Consider the following 17,082-nt stretch of genomic DNA (forward strand, 5'->3'; position numbering starts at 1 on the left):
ACACGCCCATGGCAGGCGACACGCAATCATTCAGGCAGCCCCACAGGCTGTGCATCCACTCTCCACAGGCTGTGGAGAAACCCGGTCCGCGGAGCGGAAAACCACGTAAATCAAGGGGTCGCCCCTGTGTAGAAACTGTGGACGAACAGCGTGTTGAATGACATACTTGTAATACATCATCTTGGGGTTCGACCCGTGGCAGCGCACTAGATGTAGTGGCCGGATGTAGTATCAAGGGACAGACTTCAAAGGCATCATCATGCATCATCAAGGGGAGACCACCATGACCGTCACGGTTTACACCAAGCCTTCGTGCGTTCAGTGCAACGCAACATACCGCGCCTTGGACAAGAAGGGCATCGCCTACCAGAGCGTCGACATGTCACAGGATCCGGAGGCTCTTGAGCGTGTCCGGGCACTCGGCTTTATGCAGGCCCCCGTGGTCATCACCGAGCAGGACTCCTGGTCCGGTTTCCGGCCCGACAAGATCGAGGAACTGGCTCAGGCTGCAGTCACTTCCGTCGCCTAGGTCCGCAGGCGCGCCGGTTGACGGCCGCGGCGGGGCAGCAGCCCCGGGCCGCGGCCGAACCCCGGCAACAGAGCATTACAGAAACCGCAGCAGAGAAGCAGGACGCAATGACTTTGGGAATCGCGATGCTGACAACCGGGGCCGCTGACGGCGCCGGGAACCCGCATCCGGCTGCCGAATCCAACCCGGAGACCTACGCCGATCTCGTTTTCTTCACCTCGGCCTCCGGCTACACCGGACGGTTCGTGGAGAAACTTGGACGCGGGGCGGCCCGGATTCCGCTCCACACCAGTGCCCCCACACTGATTGCCCACAGGCCCTTCGTCCTGGTGCTGCCGACTTACGGCGGCACGGCAGCGCAGCCCGGCGCCGCCGCCAAGGGTGCGGTGCCAAAGCAGGTCATCAAGTTCCTGAATGTCGAGCAGAACCGCTCCCTCATCCGGGGCGTGATTGGTGCCGGCAACACAAACTTCGGGGAGAACTACTGCCTGGCGGCGGACATCATTGCCGTCAAATGCCAGGTCCCCGTGCTTTATCGATTTGAACTCATGGGCACGTCCGAGGACGTCGCCACAGTAAACCAAGGATTGGAAGAGTTTTGGACACATCAGTCGCAGAAGCCGGCATGACGGACTCCAAGGAGCTGCCGGAAGCCTATAAGGGCCTGGGCTATCACGAGCTCAACGCCATGCTGAACCTCTACGGCAAGAACGGTGAAATCCAGTTCGACGCCGACCGTGCGGCTGCACGCCAGTACTTCCTCCAGCACGTGAACAACAACACCGTGTTCTTCCACGACCTGGAAGAGAAGCTGGATTACCTCGTAAAGAACGAGTACTACGAGCGCGAGACGCTCGACCAGTACACGATGAACTTCATCCGCGAGCTCTACCAGCGCGCGTACAAGAAGAAGTTCCGCTTCGAGACCTTCCTCGGCGCGTTCAAGTTCTACACCTCCTACACGCTGAAGACTTTCGACGGCAAGCGTTACCTGGAACGCTACGAGGACCGCGTCTGCATGGTTGCCCTGCACCTGGCCCGCGGCAACGAGCAGCTGGCCGAGCAGATCGTGGACGAAATCATTGAGGGCCGCTTCCAGCCGGCCACTCCCACCTTCCTGAACGCCGGCAAGAAGCAGCGCGGCGAGCTGGTCTCCTGCTTCCTGCTGCGCATCGAAGACAACATGGAGTCGATCGGCCGGTCCATCAACTCCGCGCTGCAGCTCTCCAAGCGCGGCGGCGGCGTCGCCTTCGCGCTGACCAACATCCGCGAGGTCGGCGCGCCGATCAAGCAGATCGAGAACCAGTCCTCCGGCGTCATCCCCGTCATGAAGCTCCTTGAGGATTCCTTCTCCTACGCCAACCAGCTCGGTGCCCGCCAGGGCGCCGGCGCCGTCTACCTGCACGCCCACCACCCGGACATCAACCGGTTCCTGGATACCAAGCGGGAAAACGCCGACGAGAAGATCCGGATCAAGACCCTCTCCCTCGGCGTCGTCATTCCGGACATCACCTTCGAACTGGCCAAGCGGGATGAGGACATGTACCTGTTCTCCCCGTACGACGTCGAAAAGGTCTACGGCATGCCGTTCTCCGACGTCTCGGTCACCGAGAAGTACTACGAAATGGTGGACGATTCCCGGATCAAGAAGACCAAGATCAAGGCCCGCGAGTTCTTCCAGACCCTCGCCGAGATCCAGTTCGAATCCGGTTACCCGTACATCATGTTCGAGGACACCGTGAACCGGGAAAACCCGATTGACGGCAAGATCATCATGTCCAACCTGTGCTCGGAGATCCTCCAGGTTTCCCAGCCCACCACGTACCACGACGATCTCTCCTATGACGAGACCGGCAAGGACATCTCCTGCAACCTGGGTTCGCTGAACATCGCGAAGACCATGGACTCGCCGGACTTCGGCCGGACCATCGAGACAGCCATCCGGACCCTGACCGCGGTGTCGGACATGAGCCACATCGGCTCGGTTCCTTCCATCGCCCGGGGCAACGACCAGTCCCACGCCATTGGCCTGGGCCAGATGAACCTGCACGGCTACCTGGCCCGGGAGCGGGTCCACTACGGCTCCGAAGAGGGCATCGACTTCACGAACATCTACTTCTACACGGTCGTTTACCACGCCGTGCGGGCCTCGAACCTGCTGGCCATCGAAACCGGCCGTACCTTCGCCGGCTTCGAGAAGTCCAAGTACGCCAGCGGTGAGTTCTTCGACAAGTACGTGAACCAGGAATGGGTTCCGCAGACCGAACGGGTGCGTGAACTGTTCGAAAACGTGCAGATCCCGACCCAGGAGGACTGGGCGGCGCTGCGCGAGTCGGTCATGGCGCACGGTATCTACAACCAGAACCTGCAGGCCGTTCCGCCGACCGGCTCGATCTCCTACATCAACAACTCCACCTCCTCCATCCACCCGGTGGCATCGAAGATCGAGATCCGCAAGGAAGGCAAGCTGGGGCGCGTGTACTACCCGGCTCCGTACCTGACGAACGACAACCTGGAGTACTACCAGGATGCGTACGAAATCGGCTACGAGAAGATCATCGACACCTACGCCGCTGCCACGCAGCACGTGGATCAGGGCCTGTCGCTGACGCTGTTCTTCAAGGACACCGCCACTACCCGCGACATCAACAAGGCGCAGATCTACGCCTGGCGCAAGGGCATCAAGACCATCTACTACATCCGTCTGCGCCAGCTTGCCCTGGAAGGCACCGAAGTTGAGGGCTGCGTCTCCTGCATGCTGTAGCCCACTTAAAGGCTTGAGGAGTCAAGCTGTAGGAAGCCTGACTCCTCATGAAAGTCCCGGTGTAACCGAGACAGTCCCATTTGCGATGGTCTGTCGAGCTTACAGGAGTTGTCGGCCTTCTGTCGAAGGCCCTCCGACCGGGCAGGACTCCGAAAGGAGGGGTTGTTATGGCTATTCGCCGTACGATTCGCCGGACTATCCGGATCACGGTTCGTCCCGTCAGGTGACGAATTTCATGTCCGCTGTGAGATCGACAGACGAGGGGAGGAACCATGGCAAAAGGGTCATACCGCAGCGCTAAGACAGGCCGCTATGTAACCGACAAATATGGAAAGTCGCACCCCGCGACGACCGTAAAAGAATCTAAGTAGTAGCGCCCGAGTGCTGGGAGCGGGCATGTTGCCCCCTCCCAGCACTCCTGTGTAGTCGCGATCGCTACACGTGGGTGCGGCTTCCTTGTGGAGCAACTAGAATGAATCGCTGGCCGTCGGAGGTACTCCGAATTGGTGCTTATGAGGCAGAGGGAAGAGTTAATGACCGAGAAGCTTAAGCTGATCGACCAAGTGCAGGCGATCAACTGGAACCGCATCCAGGACGATAAGGACGTAGAAGTCTGGAACCGCCTGGTCAACAACTTCTGGCTGCCGGAGAAGGTGCCGCTGTCCAACGACGTCCAGTCCTGGAACACGCTGACGCCGGAAGAGCAGCAGCTCACCATGCGTGTATTCACCGGCCTGACGCTGCTGGACACCGTGCAGGCCACCGTTGGTGCCGTCTCGCTGATTCCGGATGCCCTCACCCCGCATGAGGAAGCCGTCTACACTAACATCGCGTTTATGGAGTCGGTGCACGCCAAGAGCTACTCATCGATCTTCTCCACGCTGGCCTCCACCAAGGAGATCGACGAAGCGTTCCGCTGGTCCACCGAGAACGAGAACCTGCAGAAGAAGGCGCAGATCATCACCAAGTACTACCGCGGTGACGATCCCCAGAAGCGCAAGGTGGCCTCCACCCTGCTGGAATCCTTCCTGTTCTACTCCGGCTTCTACCTGCCGATGTACTGGTCTTCCCGGGCCAAGCTCACAAACACGGCTGACCTGATCCGCCTGATCATCCGTGACGAGGCCGTGCACGGCTACTACATCGGCTACAAGTTCCAGCGCAACCTGGATGGTGCCTCCGAGGAGCGCCGTGCGGAGCTGAAGGACTACACGTACGAGCTGCTGTACGAGCTGTATGAGAACGAAGTTCAGTACACGCACGACCTGTACGACGGCGTCGGCCTGGCTGAGGACGTCAAGAAGTTCCTGCACTACAACGCCAACAAGGCGCTGATGAACCTGGGCTACGAAGCCATGTTCCCGTCCACCCTGACGGACGTGAACCCGGCGATCCTTTCGGCTCTGTCTCCGAACGCGGATGAGAACCACGACTTCTTCTCCGGTTCGGGTTCCTCCTACGTGATCGGCAAGGCCGTGAACACGGAAGACGACGACTGGGACTTCTAGTTCCCCGGAGGGTTCCTCCAAAAACATTGCAGCCGCAGCGGGCTAACCAGCCCGCTGCGGCTGCAATGTTTAACCTTCCTGCCTGACTTAGCCTGCCTGACCTGCTGGTGAATTAGCCTGCCCTGTCGGGCCTGCTCACATCAAGCGTGCTCCTGAACAGCTGAACGGGGTTAGTCCCTCGGAGGCTTCTGCCGTTGCTGCTTGGTTGCTGAGCGCTGCTTCTTCGCATCAAGGCGCCGGAAGTTGGAACCCCGGGTGGGTTTGGTCCGGCGGCGCCCGGCAGGTGCAGGTGCAAGCCCGTCCGCCACCAGCGCGGCGAGCCTGGCCAGGGCGATCTCCCGGTTACGCAGCTGGGAACGCTGTTCAGACACTGTCACAACCAGCGATCCGGCAATCATTCGGCGTTTGAGGCGCTGGAACAGTTTTGCGCGCTGGTCTTCCGACAGCACCGCTGAGTCCGCCACGTTCCAGGACAGGGCGACCCGGCTGTCCGTGGTGTTGACGTGCTGGCCCCCCGGACCGGACGAACGGGAGAACCGCCACTCAAGTTCCGAGGCGGGAATCGTCAGCTCCGGCGATACCAATAGATCCATGGTTCCAGCGTCGCATGAAAGTGCTGGGCCCTCACTCCTGGGTATTTGCCGGACAGATAAAGCTTGGATTGCGGGAATTTCCCCTTGTGCAGGCGGATACGTGGTCCCGAGTATCTGGGACCGCTTGAAAGTTGGACGCCAGCGTTTCACTGTAGTGATAGGCCACAATGCAGCGGAGGGGAGACCATGGGTGGTCCCGTTTGGGAGATAGCCCTAGCCGTTTTGCCAGCCCTCATCACGGCGGCTGTCACCGGACTAGGCTTTCTGCTCGCTGAGCGTCGCAAGGACAAAGGGGCCCTACTTCAGCGTTCTACAGTCATATCCGAAGAATCGGCACGCGTTCGATACCTGCGCTCGTGGTTGGAGACTTACGACTTAATGCCAGAGAACGCGTCCGGACAAACAGGGCAGGCTAGAGACGCTGTGGGTGCTGATCTCGCAGCATCACATGCGCGATTATCAAATGCCCTCGAACGTTCCTCAGACGACGGGCGTCCTTCGTTGGCAGGCCGGGTGTGGCAGCGAATTCTGCTCGTGCCCCTTCGCCGTCCGTTCGCTCGCGCTATCCGCTGGGGATACTGGTTCTTTCTGTTTATCGGAGTAGTCTTTTCGCTGGCCTTTATGACATCCGGATACCAATCGCCCAACGGTACCCCTGCCTCACCGCTCACCGTGTTTGCTTCGACCTCCCTAATGTTCGCCATATTTTTTGGAATCGCAATGTTGTTTCGGGGATGGTCGGCGTGGCTGGAACGTCGCTATATCTTGCGCTCCAACCCGGGATCTCCGGTGCCGGCGGAGACTCAAATCAAGCGGCCTTATAACGCACCTCCCCAAGGATCGGCAGGTGGCTTCGGCCCCCCATACCCGCAGCCGTAGGCGATCCGCATTACACGGTTGTTCGTAGTGTTAGATCCTTGGTTCGACGATGCGCGAAAGCGCATCCGGATCCCGGTAAGCCGAGTCAGGGCAGTTCCTGCTGGTACAGCCGGTCGGTCGGCAGGAGCAGCACCACCGAGGCCCGCATGTCGGCAGACTTGGCGATGGCACCTTCTGCAGACGGTGCTACATGCACCCGGTCGCGCCGCACTTCCTGGATCAGGACCTGCATCCGCTCACCGTCGACGTCGAGCCACCAGTTCTCAGTGAACATCCGCAGTCCCAGTTCATCCAACAGGCTCTCCGCGTCCTCCAGTTCCATGGCCTCGGCCCGCTGCCGGTGCAGCAGGTCGAAGGGGACAAAGCCGCCCTCGGGCGCCATATGGATGTAGCCAACATGCTCGCCGTCGAGCCTGCGGAGGTGGTCGAAGGTGTTCTCCTGAGGCAGGGGCGTAGGCATGGGAGGATCCTAGCGGGTTGCGTCTGCTGCCGCGGCGGCGAACCGCGAGGCAAGAGTCCCGAATGCTGCTGCGAGCTGCGGCGGACTAATCACCTGAATATCGGCGTCGAACCGGCCGAATGAGGCCGCCAGCGACACCCAGGACCAGGAACCCGCCGTCAGCCGGCACTGCCCGGTGCCAAGATCCTCAACTACCCCGTCCCCGGCGAAGGGCAGCACCTGGACGGCGGGCAGGCTCAGCACCACACTGCCGCTGCAGGGCCAGGCGTCTGCCTGATCTGAGCCCTTGAACCGTGCCGCCACAAACTGGCGCACGTCACCGCCCGGGAGTTCCCGCGGGGTGAAGCGCGGTCCGGCCGGGGTGCGGGGGTGCATCCGGTCGGCCCGGAAGATCCGCCAGTCTCCGCGTTCCAGATCCCACCCCACCAGGTACCAACGCCCCCGTACCGTGACCAGATGATGCGGCTCAACCCGGCGGACAGGCGCGGGGGTGTCCGGTGTATCCGGCTGCCCTGCCGGGTAGTCGAAGCGCAGGACTTCCTTGGCGTGGACAGCGCTGGACAGGGCCAGGAGCACGTCGGGAGCCACAGGGGCAGTGCGTCCCGCGGGAATGGCCGTGAACTCCAGGGCATCAAGCCGGTGGCGCAGCCGCGAAGGGAGAACCTGCCGCACGGTTGTCAGAGCCCGCAGTGCTGCTTCCTCAATCCCGGCTCCGCTGGCGGCTGCCGTCTGGAGGGCGACGGCGAGGGCCACAGCCTGGTCGTCGTCGAACAGCAGGGGTGGCAGTTCGGAGCCTGCGTCCAGGCGGTATCCGCCGTCCGGTCCTTTGACCGCGCTGATGCGGTAGCCCATTTCCCGCAGCCGGTCGACGTCGCGGCGGATGGTCCGGTGGCTGACCTCCAGGCGGCCGGCTAGAACTTCGCCGGGCCAGTCCCGCCGCGTCTGCAGCAGGGAAAGCAGATGAAGCAGCCGGGAAGTTGTGGTCATGTTTTCGATCGTAGTTCCAGTAGAGGACAGAAGCTGACCTCTACTGCTGTGAGAGTGGTGTTAACCCGGAAAACCGGGAACTCCGCACCTTCCGTGGTGCATCAGCTAAGGAGCCGTCATGTCAGTTACGACCACCCCACACCTGAACTTCCGCGGCGAAGCCGCCAAGGCACTCGAGTTTTACCAGTCCGTTTTTGGCGGACAGCTTGTCCTCATCACCAACGAGGACGCACACTCCGTGGAAACGCCCGAGGAGGCGAAGCAGATCAAGTTCGGCCAGGTCACCGGCGCGGACGGCTTCCAGATCATGGCCTATGACGTGCCGTCGGGCACCTCCTACGACCAGGGCGAAAAATCCGTGTTCATCTCTGTCCGCGGCGATTCGGCAGATGAAATCACCGAACTGTGGAACAAGCTCTCCGCAGGGTCGGCCATCGTGGAAGACCTCGGCCCGTCCGGCTTCGCACCGCTGTACGGCATGCTCAAGGATCCCTTCGGAGTGGTCTGGGTGCTCGACGTAGCAGTGCCGTGGGACGCTTCCTGATCAAGCAGAGCCTCAGCCATGGCCCCGGTTCGGCAGGCTCACCCTGCCGAACCGGGGTTTCCGGTCCAGGGGTGAGGCTATCCGGGTAGCGGTGGGCTGGCGATTGGGGGGCGGCTAATGGGGGAGTGGGATCCGCCTCCAGCCCTCGGAATCGACTTCGAGGAGGGCGGGAATCGTGCCAGCCAGCCCCCGCCGCTGCAGGATCTCCACCAGCTCAGCAAGGGGAGCGCGGATCACGAACGTTTCGCCGCGGAACAGATCTGCGGATTCTTCAACCAGTGCGTCCGCGGTGCCTGGCACCGGCGCCTCGAAGCTGGCGGCCACCGGCAGCCGCTTGAGCCACGGCGGCGGCAGCACCTGGTCCTCAAGCAGGACAGCGGTGGCGGGGCACTGCAGATCGGTCACGGGACTCCATCTCTTCCGGGAGGCTCCCTGGGAGCCGAGGCGGCACCGGCTCTTTGAGGAGCTTTCGAGGATAGTCCACTTCCGGCCTCCGCGTCGGTACTAACGGGCACGGCGCGATTGTGGGAAAGTTGCGGGGGAGGAAAAGCATGCCGCGTCAGCACGTCAACACACACATCGCCATGATCGTGTGTGTATGCCTGTGCCTGCTGGCCTACCTTTCCTGGTCCGCGCCGGAGCCCGACATCAATGCCAGCGCACCTGCTTCGGATTCGGAGAGGACAACCAGCGCAGCTGCTTCCGATCCGGACGCGGAGACCAGTGCCCCTGCCCCAGCCCCGGCGACGGCCAGCGCGCCCGGCCCGGACTTCGACTCACCGCAGAGCGTCACCGTTGTGGTCAACAAACACCGCCCGCTGACAGACCGCGCCTACGTCCCCGGAGACCTGGCCGACGCCTCAGGGGTGCAGCTGCGCGCAGAAGCCGCGGCCGCCTACCTGCAGATGAGCGCCGACGCCGCGGCGGCAGGCATCGGGCTAACCGCCGTCAGCGGCTTCCGGGCCGCGGATGCGCAGGGGCTGCTTCACGACTCCTACACCCAAAACTACGGAGTGAGCACTGCCGAGGCCATCTCCGCCCGCGCGGGCTTCAGTGAGCACCAGACCGGATTGGCAGTGGATATCGGCAACAATGACGGCGCCTGCTCACTGCAGTCCTGCTTCGCCACCACCCCGGCCGGCGCCTGGGCCGCAGCCAATGCCCACCGGTTCGGGTTCATCATCCGCTATCCGAACGGAGCGGAACACATCACCGGGTTCACTTACGAACCCTGGCATCTCCGCTACGTGGGCCCGGACGTTGCGCAGAAACTGTTCGACGCCGGAATCACCTTGGAAGAGCACGCCGGCCTGCCGCCCGCCCCGGGCTACTAAGCAGGCATGGCTGGCAGCCTGCCCCGGGCCGCAGCTATCCCGCCTCCTGCGCCCACCGGCCGGCGTCGAGCGCTGCCACAACACCGCCGTCGACCAGCAGGTCCGTACCCGTGATGAAGCTGGCCTCGCTGCTGAGCAGGAACGCTGCGGCGTTCGCGATGTCGCCCGGGGTGCCGAGCCTGCCGGTGCCGGAGCCCTCAATCATGGCGCGCATCTGCGCCCCGGATTCGCCCGCTAGCTCCTGCCGGCCCATCGGCGTCGAAATCACTCCGGGACTGATGCTGTTCAGCCGCGCACCGCGGCCGCCCCAGCGCACGCTTTCTGCCTGGACCCGCGCCTGGTTCGCCCGTTTGGCAACGCTGTAGGCGTAGCCCAAATTGTCGATGCCCGTCACGAACGGCAGCCCCAGCAGGTCATCCGCCGGCTTGGCGGCGAGGTCCGCGAGCGCCTCAGCGGGAATCTGGCCGCCGGCCATATACGCGGACATGCTGGAGATGACGACGCCGGCGCCGCCGCGGGCGATCACCTTTTCGAACTCCTCCAGCACCAGTGCGACGCCGAACAGGTCCACCTTCCAGATGGCTTCCGCCGGCGCCTGCACGGGGGAGAGCCCGGCGGTATGCACGACGCCGGTGACCGTACCCAGTTCCCGGGCCGCAGCTGCCAGAGCTGCTACTGAATCCCGTGAGGAGACATCCACAACCTGGGAGGCGACGTCGTACCCCTCGCCGAGTGCCGTATCCACGGCGTCCTGAAGGAGCGCCTCGTTGAAGTCGGCAAGGAGCACTTTCCTGCCCGCACCGGACCGGCGCACAACGGCCTGCCCCATCCCGCCAACGCCGATCACTGCCAGTACATCCGCTGTCATGTCCGCTCCAGTCCTCTGCACGGTTGGGGTGCTGTGCCTCCGCGGCGAATCCCGCGGGGGCCGGCCGGAGCGCCAGGTCCCGGCCATCTGCCCAGTCTGGCGCGGGCAGCGGCGCTTCACAACAGTCAACGGCTGGTGCCCGGCAGGTCAAAGGCGGGAGGACTTATCCGCAGGCGGGCGCGTCCGCCAGGTTGCCCCTGGCGGGTGCGGAACTGCCGCTCGACCCTCCCGCCGCTCCGCCGGCAGGACGGCTCAGTGGAGACGCAGGCAGCCAGGAACCGGGCTCGCTGAGTTCCACGCGGTAAACGCCGCAGCGGACGCACATCCGGTAGGCAACTGTTCCCTGGGATGTCCGGTGCCGGGAGGCCGTGACCCACCCGTGTTCACACTCCTGGCGGACTCCGGGGCTGGCCGGTTTCTTCTGTGTTTCCATGTACTGAGCATGATGTAATGGTGTTATGCATCTCAACCCTTACGGGGAGTACGCCGTGCTGCTGGCGGCGTCGCTGGCAAACGACTGGCCCCAGACCCGCAGCGGCATTGTGGCCAGGACCCGTGACTTCGGTATGACGATGGCTTTCACACGGACACCGGCAGATCACAGCGAGGTCAGGGACGTAGTGGACCGGTGGCTGGCGGTTGTGGACGCTTCCGGCGCGGACCAGCGTGCCAGTCTGCTCAATGGACTGATGAAGGACGCGGCGGCCTACCCCCGGCTTACTGACCACGATGGCGAAGGCTGGCATCTGCACTACCGGGACGATGGACAGTCGCTGGCCGAGGTTCTGCTGGCCGTCATCAGTGTGGGCACCGCCCTGCACCTGACCACCCGGGGAATGACCCGCCTGCGCCGGTGCGAAGCCGGACTCACGCCCGGGGACCCCTGCCGGAACGTCGTCGTCGATGTCACCCGCAACGGCCGGCAGCGGTACTGCTCCGTGCGGTGCGGGAACCGGGCGGCCGTGCGCCGGCACCGGGCGCTGCATCCGTAAGAGCCATCCACACGAACACAGTCCGGCACGCTGTTGCGGTCCTGCAGGGGAAGTCTGTTCAGCACCCTGTGCAGCCGGTGGGACGGTGCGGGACACTGGGGGACAAGCTCTGGCCGAATCGGAGAACCTGCCATGACTGGAATCATGCCGACGCTGACTTTGAACAACGACGCCGCCATCCCCGCCCTGGGTTTTGGGGTGTTCCGCAGCCCTCCGGCCCGGACCACCGTGTCCGTGGAGACCGCGCTGGCCAACGGCTACCGGCTGATCGACACTGCGGCCGCCTACCAGAATGAGGCAGAGGTCGGTTCGGCTCTGAGCCAGTCCGCTGTCGACCGGGCCGGGCTGTTCATCACCACCAAACTGTGGGTGGATGACTACGGCTATGACTCGGCGCTGCGCGCCTTCGACGCCAGCCTGGCGAAACTGGGACTCGACTACCTGGACCTCTATCTGCTGCACCAGCCGCTGCCGTCGGATTTTGACGCCACCGTGGCCGCTTATCAGGCGCTTCAGACCCTGTACGAACAAGGCATGGTCCGGGCCATTGGAGTCTGCAACTTTGACACCGGAGAGCTGGCCGAGCTGCTGGCGCGCACCGACGTCGTTCCCGCGGTAAACCAGATCCAGGTGCATCCCTACTTCAGCCAACCCGATGTCCGGGCCTTCAACCTGGAACAGGGGATCCTCACGGAGGCCTGGTCACCGATCGGGGGCGTCAACCGGTACTGGTCCGATGCCGGGCAGCTGAAGGACCCGCTGCAGGATCCAGTGATCACCGCCTTGGCCGCCAAGTATCACAAGACGCCGGCTCAGGTGATCCTGCGCTGGCACATCCAGCTCGGGATCTGCGCCATACCGAAATCGGTCACCCCCAAGCGGATCGCGGAGAACATCAACATTTTCGACTTCTCCCTCACGGCACCCGAGCTCTCGGACATCAGCGCGCTGGACACCGGGATCCGCGGAGGTCCCAATCCGCAGGAGATCACCCGTACCTGATGCGCGCTCCCGGGCGGACCTCCAGCTTCGGCGATCCCCGGCGGCGGTGACGCCCAGCGGACTGACGCCCGGTAAGCCGATCCGCGGCAGGCGGCGGCAACGGTTGACGCTCCCGCTCCCTGCGCGCAGGGTGGAAGAAATCACCGGGTGTGGGAAGCAGGGCCAGCCAGCCGCCGTCGTTCCTGATCCTGCCACGGTAGGAACCAATGAACGGGAGAGATGGATGAAAGCGCGTGAACTTGGGTTGGCAGGGCTCCGGGTATCTGAGCTGGGATTGGGGTGCATGGGCTTCAGCCAGGGCTATGGCCCTTCTGCCAGCCGCGAAGCTGCCATCACCGTCATCCGCACTGCCGTGGACCGGGGAGTAACTCTCTTCGATACAGCGGAGGTCTACGGTCCGTACAGCAACGAGGTGCTGGTGGGCGAGGCGCTGGCGCCCTACCGGGGGCGGGTCACCATTGCCACTAAGTTCGGGTTCAAGATCAACAGCGACGGGCGCCAGGTCGGGCTGGACAGCCGTCCCAAGCACATCCGTGAGGCTGTCGACGGCTCCCTTCGGAGGCTCGGGGTGGACGCCATTGATCTGCTGTATCAGCACCGGGTGGATCCCGGAGTCCCCATCGAGGACGTCGCCGGAACCGTGAAAGACCTGATCACCGAGGGAAAGGTCAAACACTTCGGGCTTTCCGAAGCATCGGAGGCTACCATCCGGGCGGCGAATGCCGTGCAGCCGGTGACGGCCGTGCAGAGTGAATACTCGCTTTGGTGGCGGGAGCCGGAGCGGCGGGTGCTGCCTGCCTGCGAGGAGCTGGGCATCGGATTCGTTCCGTTCAGCCCCCTTGGACGCGGATTCCTCACCGGCAAGATCACGCCGTCCACGGAGTTTGCTGCCGGGGACATGCGGGGACGGCTCCCGCGGTTCGCGCCCGGGGCACGGGAGGCGAACCAGGCGGTGGTTGAGCAGCTGGACAGGATCGCGGCGGCGAAGGATGCGAGTCCGGCACAGATCGCGCTGGCCTGGCTGCTGGCCCAGAAGCCATGGATCGTGCCGATTCCCGGGACCCGGAAACTCGAGCGGCTGGAAGAGAACCTGGAGACAACAGCGGTGGAGCTCTCAGAGAATGACCTTCGGGAAATCGGTGACGCCGTTCTGCGGATCCCGGTCCAGGGGGCGCGCTATCCGGAGGAGCTGGAGAAAACGATCGACAAGTGAGGCCGGGGGTGGGGGCTCGGTGCCGTCACCGGGGGTGGCCGGGGTGCCGGGGGTGCCGGGGGTGGCCAGGGGTGCCGGGCTTGCGGGGTTGCCGGGGGTGGGGTTCGTGTGGGTAGGCGTGGTGAGCGTGCGCCGGAGAGCTTCGGTGAGTGACGCATGAGGTGGGGCCGGAGTACTCGGTGAGCTGACGCCGTCGTACGTTGGAACCCAGACGTTGGAGTGTTTACCGGGACGCCGGAGTTCGACTCGGGTGTGCAGGCCGGTGGCAGGGAATGGAGGAACGGGCAGGATGGGCAACCGGGGAGCTGATGCTTACCGCCGCCGGATGGAGCGGGCCGCAAGGCTGCGTGCCTCCGGAGTTCCGGAGCAGCAGGAGGCCCCGGAAACCCCGGCGGAGGCCGAGCTGCGGCGCAGGAAGGCGATGATTGACCCGGGGGACAGAGCGGACTACCTCATCCGCGACGCCATGCAGCGGGGTGAATTCGACAACCTCCAGTATGCGGGTAAACCCATACCCGGAATGGGCGAGGGGCACGATCCGGACTGGTGGATCAAGGGACTCATCCAGCGCGAAAAGCTCAGCGGCCTGGGACCCCCTGCCCTTTTGCTGCGTGTCGAGGACGCCGAACTGGACAGCCGTCTCGATACGATTCCGTCCGCTGCCCTGGTCCGGGCGGCTGTGGAGGACTTCAACGCGCGCATCGTGGAGGCCCGCCGACAGCTGCTCGGTGGTCCTCCGGTCATAACGAAAATGCGCGACGTCGACACTGAGGTCCGGCGCTGGCGGGAACGCAGGGCTGCGGCAGCGCCTCCGGAAGCCGTGCCGGAACCACCGAGGCCTTGGTGGCGGCGCGTAGGGCGGAGAAGCGGAAGGGGAAGAAGCGGAGGGCGGCGAAACGGAGGGGGCCGCGCCTGACTGGTACCCGGGAAGCTGGGCGAGGTGAATGGCTGGCTGGGTGGGGGTGCCTGAGTGCGAGGCGAGGCGCGGCGAGGCGCGGCGCGGCGCGTGAGCGCGAGCTGCGTGGGGGTGCAGGAAGCGAAGCGGGTGCGTGGGCGTGGGCGAAGCGGGTGCGAGCGCGCGAGCTGGGGGGTGGGGGTATTGGCGGCGTCGGACGTTGCCTGGTGCGGTTGGCTGCCTGGCTGGGACCACCGTTGAGGCCCTGGCTTAGACACCGCCCGGCACGCTACTCGGCTCCGGTTATTTCGGCATGGAAAAACGAGTATTCGACGGCAAATGTCCCGTATCCGACCACGCCAAAAGTGCCCAATTAGGGGCCTCAAATGTCAGTGGCAGATGAAAGCCTTGGACACATGAACAGCTTTTCAGACACGCGGCCATCTAGCGCAGGTGCCCCGGATTCCCCGGAATCGGCTCCTGGTGCAAGCTCCGCGCTCGCGGTCTTCTGTGCGGACGGCGAAGCTCCAGCCGTTGCCCGCGACACGTTCCCCAGCGGTTTTGACGGCAGACTTTCCCTCAAGAACCCCGGCTCCCTGACAGATGTGGAGGCCGGGACCACTCTGGCCAGACTCGGCGCCCTTGTCTCCTGGGCACAGGCTCAGCAGGCACTGGTTGTGGCCCGGATCGAGGAGCTCTTCGCCCGCGACATCGCCCAGTCAACCGGCCGGGAGGACCCTGCATGGGCACAAAGCCTGGCGGCGGCTGAGGTTGGAGCCATCCTCAACCTGCCACATATGAGCGCGTTGCGTCTGGCTAACGAGTCCGACACCCTCTGCACCGGGCACACTCAGACACTGCGGCGGCTTTCGGAAGGCCGGATCAGCTACCAGCATGCCAGGGTGGTCCTGGACGAGGCACAATTCGTTCCTGACGGGATTTCTGAAGACCCAGCCTGCAATCCCGGCTGCGAGGGGCTGGATGACCTGCCCGATGGTGGCCCCGCCTGCAGTGCGCGTGCCCGGTTTGAACGGGACCTGCTCGCACATGCTGAAGGGATCACGGCGGCACGCTTCACAGCAAAGGCCCGCAGGCTTCGGGAATCTCTGTTTCCGGACACTATCCCCGTACGGCACAAGGACGCCCTGGCCAAGCGACGCGTCTGCTTTGAGGCCCGGCCCGACGGAATGTCCTGCATCTCCGCTTTTCTGGCAGCCGAAAAAGGCTTGGCCATCCATTCGGCCCTGACTGCTGCGGCCCGCGGCGAGAAGTCAGCGGGGGATGAACGTTCCATGGACCAGCTCCGGGCTGACATCCTCCAGTCGCTGCTGCTGGATGGGGGTCTTCCCATCAGCTGGCCGGATGAAAAAGCACCGTCGGTCCGCGGGGCGGGCGTTGCCGGAGACCCTGCACCGATTGGCCGGCCGTTCGATGTGGCGGACAGCTCTCGCAAAGCCCGCGCTCCCCGGAACCCCAAGGCGCGCAAGGCCCGCAGAAACGGTCTGAGGACGGAGGTCATGGTCCTGATCAACGCTGATACCCTCGCAGGGCTCGACGAATCACCTGTGGAACTCAACGGCTACGGCCCCCTGAGCCCAGAAGCCGGCCGCCGAATGATCTCTCAGGCTCTGAGCTGGACGCCGCTGGTTCAGGACCCGGCGAGCGGTGAGATCCTCGGGGTCGGACGCCGCCGGCGAATCCCAGCGGGGCTGAAGCGCTGGCTCCAGGCAAGGGACGGCACCTGCAGGTTTCCTGGCTGCGGCGTCAGCGTGCAGAGCTCGCAGATCGACCACACCCGGCCTTGGGCCCACGGCGGAAACACTGTGCACTCAAACCTTGAGCACCTGTGCCCGAAGCATCATCGATTCAAGACACTCGGGCATTGGAAGGCCAGACAGCCAGAGCCGGGGACCATCGAATGGACATCTCCTATGGGCCGCAGCTACCGCACCACGCCAATGTTCGGATATGGAGCCCGGGTAACTCCGGGCGGCCACTGGACCCCACCGGACTCTGGCGCCCGGCAGGGGAGTGGAGGAGGTGCAACCGGGATGGGTGGCCCAAATGGTATGGCTGGTGCGACCGGGGTGGGCGGTCCTAACGGGGTGGGCGGCCTACAGGGTACGGTCGGCGCAACCGGGATGGGCGGCCCAAATGGTATGGCTGGCTCACCGGGTATGCCCGGAGAAAGCGCCAACGTCGAGACAGCTCACGACCTGGACCCGCCACCGTTCTGAGCGTGTTCCGCGGGCGGGCCCTAGGAGCCCGGCCTGGGCGCGCGGGGCCCAAGAGATCCCGCCAGTGCCCGCGGCCGGACCCCAGAGATCCGGTCACGCCGGCCAGGGTGGGAACCGTTGAGGGCGGACATCCGTGCCGGGTAGGAAGGCGACCGGCGGCATCCGAGCCCACAGACCCGGCTGGAAATCGGGTTCGGTTTCGGCTTTGGATGTGACATACGGTTTACGGTGACAGGTGCCGACGCGTACCCCCGGAAAGCCGCTAGGAACCGCAGCA

16 protein-coding genes are annotated in these 17,082 nt (G+C 64.2%); 11 read left to right on the forward strand and 5 right to left on the reverse strand.

Annotated features, from left to right (window positions below; translation table 11 throughout):
- Window positions 1–283: 283 nt before the first annotated feature.
- From nrdH to nrdF, 4 genes are all read left to right on the forward strand, one after another.
- On the forward strand, window positions 284–529 hold the full coding sequence (gene nrdH / locus H9638_RS06575) for a glutaredoxin-like protein NrdH (RefSeq protein WP_191746430.1): 246 nt from the start codon (window positions 284–286) through the stop codon (window positions 527–529).
- Between the two features lie 107 nt (window positions 530–636).
- Complete coding sequence (nrdI, locus tag H9638_RS06580) at window positions 637–1,158, forward strand: class Ib ribonucleoside-diphosphate reductase assembly flavoprotein NrdI (protein ID WP_225217124.1); 522 nt, start codon at window positions 637–639, stop codon at window positions 1,156–1,158.
- Entirely contained in the window at window positions 1,155–3,293 is a 2,139-nt protein-coding gene (gene nrdE, locus H9638_RS06585; RefSeq protein WP_191746431.1) for a class 1b ribonucleoside-diphosphate reductase subunit alpha, read from the forward strand. Before nrdI ends, nrdE begins: the two co-directional genes overlap by 4 nt.
- Window positions 3,294–3,826: 533 nt before the next feature.
- On the forward strand, window positions 3,827–4,801 hold the full coding sequence (gene nrdF, locus H9638_RS06590; protein ID WP_066297289.1) for a class 1b ribonucleoside-diphosphate reductase subunit beta: 975 nt from the start codon (window positions 3,827–3,829) through the stop codon (window positions 4,799–4,801).
- A gap of 170 nt (window positions 4,802–4,971) precedes the next feature.
- Here the strand turns inward: nrdF and arfB are convergent, their stop codons facing one another.
- From arfB to H9638_RS06605, 3 genes are all read right to left on the reverse strand, one after another.
- Window positions 4,972–5,394 (reverse strand): alternative ribosome rescue aminoacyl-tRNA hydrolase ArfB, encoded by a 423-nt coding sequence (gene arfB, locus H9638_RS06595; protein ID WP_191746432.1) that lies wholly within the window; start codon window positions 5,392–5,394, stop codon window positions 4,972–4,974.
- 964 nt (window positions 5,395–6,358) lie between these two features.
- A complete protein-coding gene (locus H9638_RS06600) occupies window positions 6,359–6,733 on the reverse strand; it encodes a serine/threonine protein phosphatase (RefSeq protein WP_191746433.1) in 375 nt (124 codons plus the stop codon).
- A 9-nt stretch (window positions 6,734–6,742) separates the two neighbouring features.
- Window positions 6,743–7,720: a helix-turn-helix transcriptional regulator gene (locus tag H9638_RS06605; protein WP_191746434.1), complete on the reverse strand. Its 978-nt coding sequence runs from the start codon at window positions 7,718–7,720 to the stop codon at window positions 6,743–6,745.
- 118 nt (window positions 7,721–7,838) lie between these two features.
- On the opposite strand from H9638_RS06605, the gene H9638_RS06610 reads away from it, so the two are divergent.
- Window positions 7,839–8,264: a VOC family protein gene (locus tag H9638_RS06610; protein ID WP_191746435.1), complete on the forward strand. Its 426-nt coding sequence runs from the start codon at window positions 7,839–7,841 to the stop codon at window positions 8,262–8,264.
- Between the two features lie 114 nt (window positions 8,265–8,378).
- Here H9638_RS06610 and H9638_RS06615 read toward each other — a convergent pair whose 3' ends face one another.
- The gene (locus tag H9638_RS06615) at window positions 8,379–8,669 is read right to left on the reverse strand and encodes a hypothetical protein (RefSeq protein WP_191746436.1); all 291 of its coding nucleotides are present in this window, start codon (window positions 8,667–8,669) and stop codon (window positions 8,379–8,381) included.
- Between the two features lie 146 nt (window positions 8,670–8,815).
- Here H9638_RS06615 and H9638_RS06620 point away from each other — a divergent pair, with 146 nt between their 5' ends.
- Window positions 8,816–9,598 carry a M15 family metallopeptidase gene (locus H9638_RS06620; protein ID WP_191746437.1) on the forward strand — a complete coding sequence of 261 codons (783 nt, stop codon included), beginning with the start codon at window positions 8,816–8,818 and terminating at the stop codon, window positions 9,596–9,598.
- Between the two features lie 34 nt (window positions 9,599–9,632).
- Here the strand turns inward: H9638_RS06620 and H9638_RS06625 are convergent, their stop codons facing one another.
- Complete coding sequence (locus H9638_RS06625) at window positions 9,633–10,466, reverse strand: SDR family oxidoreductase (RefSeq protein ID WP_191746438.1); 834 nt, start codon at window positions 10,464–10,466, stop codon at window positions 9,633–9,635.
- A 458-nt stretch (window positions 10,467–10,924) separates the two neighbouring features.
- On the opposite strand from H9638_RS06625, the gene H9638_RS06630 reads away from it, so the two are divergent.
- From H9638_RS06630 to H9638_RS06650, 5 genes are all read left to right on the forward strand, one after another.
- Complete coding sequence (locus H9638_RS06630) at window positions 10,925–11,458, forward strand: CGNR zinc finger domain-containing protein (protein WP_191746439.1); 534 nt, start codon at window positions 10,925–10,927, stop codon at window positions 11,456–11,458.
- Window positions 11,459–11,590: 132 nt separating this feature from the next.
- Window positions 11,591–12,460 carry an aldo/keto reductase gene (locus H9638_RS06635; protein ID WP_191746440.1) on the forward strand — a complete coding sequence of 290 codons (870 nt, stop codon included), beginning with the start codon at window positions 11,591–11,593 and terminating at the stop codon, window positions 12,458–12,460.
- A gap of 223 nt (window positions 12,461–12,683) precedes the next feature.
- Entirely contained in the window at window positions 12,684–13,673 is a 990-nt protein-coding gene (locus tag H9638_RS06640) for an aldo/keto reductase (protein WP_191746441.1), read from the forward strand.
- A 289-nt stretch (window positions 13,674–13,962) separates the two neighbouring features.
- Window positions 13,963–14,589 carry a DnaJ family domain-containing protein gene (locus H9638_RS06645; protein ID WP_191746442.1) on the forward strand — a complete coding sequence of 209 codons (627 nt, stop codon included), beginning with the start codon at window positions 13,963–13,965 and terminating at the stop codon, window positions 14,587–14,589.
- 395 nt (window positions 14,590–14,984) lie between these two features.
- Window positions 14,985–16,805: an HNH endonuclease signature motif containing protein gene (locus tag H9638_RS06650; protein WP_191746443.1), complete on the forward strand. Its 1,821-nt coding sequence runs from the start codon at window positions 14,985–14,987 to the stop codon at window positions 16,803–16,805.
- The last annotated feature ends 277 nt before the right edge of the window (window positions 16,806–17,082 follow it).

It is taken from the genome of Arthrobacter pullicola, assembly GCF_014836875.1.
Classification (GTDB): domain Bacteria; phylum Actinomycetota; class Actinomycetes; order Actinomycetales; family Micrococcaceae; genus Arthrobacter_B; species Arthrobacter_B pullicola.

Bases quoted from the DNA above. Each gene is read 5' to 3' on its own strand.
- H9638_RS06645 (WP_191746442.1), top strand. From the start codon at position 13,963: ATGGGCAACCGGGGAGCTGATGCTTACCGCCGCCGGATGGAGCGGGCC.
- H9638_RS06620 (WP_191746437.1), top strand. From the start codon at position 8,816: ATGCCGCGTCAGCACGTCAACACACACATCGCCATGATCGTGTGTGTA.
- nrdF (WP_066297289.1), top strand. From the start codon at position 3,827: ATGACCGAGAAGCTTAAGCTGATCGACCAAGTGCAGGCGATCAACTGG.
- H9638_RS06600 (WP_191746433.1), bottom strand. From the start codon at position 6,733: ATGCCTACGCCCCTGCCTCAGGAGAACACCTTCGACCACCTCCGCAGG.
- nrdH (WP_191746430.1), top strand. From the start codon at position 284: ATGACCGTCACGGTTTACACCAAGCCTTCGTGCGTTCAGTGCAACGCA.
- H9638_RS06630 (WP_191746439.1), top strand. From the start codon at position 10,925: ATGCATCTCAACCCTTACGGGGAGTACGCCGTGCTGCTGGCGGCGTCG.
- H9638_RS06625 (WP_191746438.1), bottom strand. From the start codon at position 10,466: ATGACAGCGGATGTACTGGCAGTGATCGGCGTTGGCGGGATGGGGCAG.
- H9638_RS06605 (WP_191746434.1), bottom strand. From the start codon at position 7,720: ATGACCACAACTTCCCGGCTGCTTCATCTGCTTTCCCTGCTGCAGACG.
- nrdI (WP_225217124.1), top strand. From the start codon at position 637: ATGACTTTGGGAATCGCGATGCTGACAACCGGGGCCGCTGACGGCGCC.
- H9638_RS06610 (WP_191746435.1), top strand. From the start codon at position 7,839: ATGTCAGTTACGACCACCCCACACCTGAACTTCCGCGGCGAAGCCGCC.
- nrdE (WP_191746431.1), top strand. From the start codon at position 1,155: ATGACGGACTCCAAGGAGCTGCCGGAAGCCTATAAGGGCCTGGGCTAT.
- H9638_RS06650 (WP_191746443.1), top strand. From the start codon at position 14,985: ATGAACAGCTTTTCAGACACGCGGCCATCTAGCGCAGGTGCCCCGGAT.
- arfB (WP_191746432.1), bottom strand. From the start codon at position 5,394: ATGGATCTATTGGTATCGCCGGAGCTGACGATTCCCGCCTCGGAACTT.
- H9638_RS06640 (WP_191746441.1), top strand. From the start codon at position 12,684: ATGAAAGCGCGTGAACTTGGGTTGGCAGGGCTCCGGGTATCTGAGCTG.
- H9638_RS06635 (WP_191746440.1), top strand. From the start codon at position 11,591: ATGACTGGAATCATGCCGACGCTGACTTTGAACAACGACGCCGCCATC.